A 3,817-nucleotide genomic window follows, 5' to 3' on the forward strand; every position below is an offset into this window, starting at 1 on the left:
CGCCGGAACCCCCGGCCTCCACCGAACGCCGCGCCGGCGCTGCGAGCCGCAGGGCGGCGCCGGGGTGACCCGCGGGTCCGGCGGCCGGCCCCCGCCGCGCAGAGTCCACGGGACCCGCGGGCCCCGGAACACGCGTGACCGGCCGAACACCCGTGACCGGGCCGCGTCCCGGGACACCCAGGGGACGCGCTGCACCCACGCGACGCCGGGGCGGGCCACGAGCCGGCGGGCGGAGAAGGCGCGGCGCTCGCGGTGAGCGGGGGTCAGCACCGCCAGCGTGGCGCCCGGTTCCGGGACGGTTCCGACCACGTCCCGGAGCAGCTCGGCCGTGGCGTCGGCCGTCAGGCGGTCCTCCGGCCGCTGGCGCAGCAGCCCTTCGATGACGGCGGTCAGCGGCCCCGCCCGCACCGGGCGCGCGTAGTCGCCCAGGAGGACCGCCATCATGGACGCCAGCGCGTGGCAGCGCAGAAACGGCGAGAAGCCCTCGACCGCCATGTAGAGCGTCGCGCCGAGCGACCACAGGTCGGACGCCTCCGCGCCCGGCAGGCGGTTCACGCGCTCCGGAGAGAGGTAGGCGGGCGAGCCCTCGATGCCCGCCGGCATCGTGTCGGCGATCGCGCGGCCGCCGGCCGTGTGGACGGCCAGGCCGAAGTCGGCGAGCAGGACCCGCCCGTCGTCGCAGACCAGGACGTTGCTGGGTTTGACGTCCCGGTGCAGGATGCCGGCGGCGTGCGACGCGCGCAGCACCGACAGGACCGCCGCGCCGATCTCCGCCGTCCGGCGCACGCCGAGCGGGCCGTCCTCGGCGACGAGCCGGTTCAGCGAGCAGGACTCGACGAACTCCATCACGATCCAGGGACGGCCGTCCTCGATGATGAGGTCGTGGACCGCGACCACGCCGGGATGCTTCAGCGCGGCGGTCGCGCGGGCCTCGGCGAGCAGGCGCCGGCACATCACCCGGCGCTCCCCCTCGGTGATGCGCCCCGGGAGGCGGACCTCCTTGACGGCGACGTCCCGGTCGAGCATCTCGTCGTAGGCGCGCCAGACGGTCCCCATGCCGCCCCTGCCGACCACAGAGAGCAGGCGATACCGCCGCGCGAGCGGAATCAGCCGATCCCCATTCATGACGGGGTTAATCGCCGGGACGCACTCAAGGCATGCTCCCTCGGCATCAATCATTTCTTGACCGGTTCGCGCCGCGGGAAAGGCCGTCCGACGTGGTATAAGGGGCGTGCGCTTTAAGCGTTCCCGTTCAAGCGAGGACGCTCTTGGCCCATTTGTAGTCGGATTTGCCGACGGCCGTGCGCTGCACCTCGTCCACCACCTTGATCTGGCGCGGCAGCTTGTAGCCGGCGAGGCGGCCGCGGCAGTGCTCGGTCAGGTCCTCCAGCGTGACCGCCGCGCCGGGGCGGGGCGCGACCACGGCGGCGACGCGCTCCCCGAACCGCTCGTCCGGCAGGCCCACGACGACCGCGTCGTACACGTCCGGGTGGTCCTTCAGCGCGACCTCGACCTCCTCCGGGTACACCTTCTCCCCGCCCGTGTTGATCATGAGGGAGCCGCGGCCGAGCAGCACGATCGTCCCGTCCTCCTCCAGGGAGGCGAAGTCGCCGGGAACGGACCAGCGCGTTCCGTCGGCGTCGGTGAAGAACGTCGTCGCCGTCTTCTCCGGGTCGTTGTAGTAGCCGAGCGGGATGTGGCCGCTGCGGGCGAGCCTGCCGATCTCACCGGGCGCGACGGGCTTCAGGTCGTCGTCCAGGACGGTGATGCCCGGCTTCATCATGAACCGGGCCGTCCCCTCCTTGCCGCCGACGGACGGGCCGCACGCGCCGGTCTCCGAGGCGCCGTAGTTGTCCAGGAACATGATGTTCGGCAACTGCTCCTGGAGGGCCTGTTTCGCGCCCTCGGTCAGCGGAGCGCCGCCGGAGGCGACCGCCATCAGCGAGGACGTGTGGTAATCGCCGGTGGCGAGCGCCTTCGCGAGCGGCCGGCCCATCACGTCACCGACCACCATCAGCACATTCGCCTGTTCTTCGGCGAGCAGCCGGAGCGCCTTGTCCGCGTCGAACGCGTGGTCGGTGTAAAGGACGACTTTGGCGCCGCTGAACAAACCCATGAACGCGACCCATTGCCCGGCGCCGTGCATGACGGGCGCGCAGTCGAGCACCGCCATCGCCGGCTGCTCGGCGTTCGCCGCGAGTTCCTCCGGGCTGCCGATCGGGTCGCCGAGGACGTTCCCGCCGCCGAGCGCGCCGAAGAAGATGTCCTCGCAGCGCCATTCGACACCCTTCGGGTAACCGGTGGTGCCGCCCGTGTACATGATGTACCGGTCGTCGTTCGAGCGCTCCGGGAAGCCGCCGCCCGGAGCGGCGTCCGCGAGCGCCTTCTCGTACTCGACCGAACCCGGGACGACGTCCGCGGCCCCATCCTCCAGAACGACGACGTGCCGCAGCTCCGGCAGGTCCCCGCGGATCTCCTCCGCCTTGGCCAGGAGCGAACGCTCCCCGATGATCGCGACCGAGTCGGAGTCGGACAGGACGTGCCGCAGCTCGGCGGCGACGTACCGGTAGTTCACCGGGACCGGCACCGCCCGAATCTTGAAGACGCCGAGCATCGCCTCGATCCACTCGGCGCGGTTGTAGGCGAGGATCGCGACATGCTCACCGGGCCGCACGCCCGCCGCCGCGAGATGGTGCCCGACCCTGCTCGCACGCTCGTCGAGCTGCGCGTACGTGCGGCGCTCCGGCCCCGCGACCAGCGCGGGACGGTCGGGCCCGGCGGCGGCCAGGATCTCCAGCAGGTCGGCCAGGTTGTAGCTGCGCACCATGCACGTCCTCGCATGTCGGGGCGGGTACCGCTCCCGATCCTCCCCGCGGGGGGATCGCGAACTCAATCCTTGTTGTAATCGAGTCCAATGATATGGGTCACACACGTGTCACCCCAGGGTGCCTGATCCGGCCACACCGGCGGTCCTTACACGGCTCTTATCTGGGTACCGGCATGCTTGGCCGTAACGATTCAGTATCAGACGGGGGTAGTGGTGAGCGCAGGCGCGATGGCGTGGACCCCGCCGACGTGGGACGAGATCGTCAGCGAGCACTCGACCAGGGTGTTCCGGCTGGCGTACCGGCTGACCGGCAACCGGCACGACGCCGAAGACCTGACCCAGGACGTCTTCATCCGGGTCTTCCGGTCGCTGTCCTCGTACAGTCCCGGCACGTTCGAAGGCTGGCTCCACCGGATCACGACCAACCTGTTCCTCGACCGCGCCCGCCGCAAGCAGCGCATCCGCTTCGACTCGCTCGGAGACGACGCCGCCGAACGCCTGCACGGCCGCGAGCCGACTCCGCAGCAGGCCTACGACGACCGGCACCTGGACCACGACATCCAGAAGGCCCTGGACGGCCTCGTCCCCGAGTACCGGGCCGCCGTCGTCCTGTGCGACATCGAGGGGCTGTCCTACGAGGAGATCGCCGCGACGCTCAACGTCAAGCTCGGCACGGTCCGCTCCCGCATCCACCGCGGCCGCGCCCAGCTCCGCGACGCGCTGGAGCACCGCCGCCCGGCCGAGGTGACGCGGAGCTGACACGAGAGTGATCCAACTCACTAGTGACCGGTGAGTAACATCTGATTACCCTCGGCTCGTGGACATCGTCTTCGATCGCCGCGGCGACGGCCCGCCCCTCGTCCTCCTGCACGGTATCGGCCACCGCAGGCAGGGCTGGTCGCCCGTCATGAACCTGCTCGCCGCCGAACGCGACGTCATCGCGGTCGACCTGCCGGGATTCGGCGACTCGCCGCCCCTCCCGCCCGGCAC

At 71.2% G+C, this 3,817-nt stretch carries 4 protein-coding genes; 2 read left to right on the forward strand and 2 right to left on the reverse strand.

The annotated features are described in order from the left end of the window. Together E1281_RS38330 and E1281_RS38335 are read right to left on the reverse strand one after the other, a co-directional pair. Window positions 1–1,179, reverse strand: a 1,179-nt coding sequence (locus E1281_RS38330; RefSeq protein WP_131884601.1) for a serine/threonine-protein kinase, incomplete at its 3' end; no start/stop codon positions are given. A 73-nt stretch (window positions 1,180–1,252) separates the two neighbouring features. After that, the gene (locus E1281_RS38335; protein ID WP_131884602.1) at window positions 1,253–2,827 is read right to left on the reverse strand and encodes an acyl-CoA synthetase; all 1,575 of its coding nucleotides are present in this window, start codon (window positions 2,825–2,827) and stop codon (window positions 1,253–1,255) included. Between the two features lie 228 nt (window positions 2,828–3,055). On the opposite strand from E1281_RS38335, the gene sigE reads away from it, so the two are divergent. Both sigE and E1281_RS38345 read left to right on the forward strand, forming a co-directional pair. After that, a complete protein-coding gene (sigE, locus tag E1281_RS38340; protein ID WP_131884604.1) occupies window positions 3,056–3,586 on the forward strand; it encodes an RNA polymerase sigma factor SigE in 531 nt (176 codons plus the stop codon). Window positions 3,587–3,644: 58 nt separating this feature from the next. Further along, the coding region (locus E1281_RS38345; protein WP_131884603.1) for an alpha/beta fold hydrolase at window positions 3,645–3,817 on the forward strand (173 nt) is incomplete at its 3' end.

The sequence above is a fragment of the Actinomadura sp. KC345 genome (assembly GCF_004348515.1).
Lineage (GTDB): Bacteria > Actinomycetota > Actinomycetes > Streptosporangiales > Streptosporangiaceae > Spirillospora.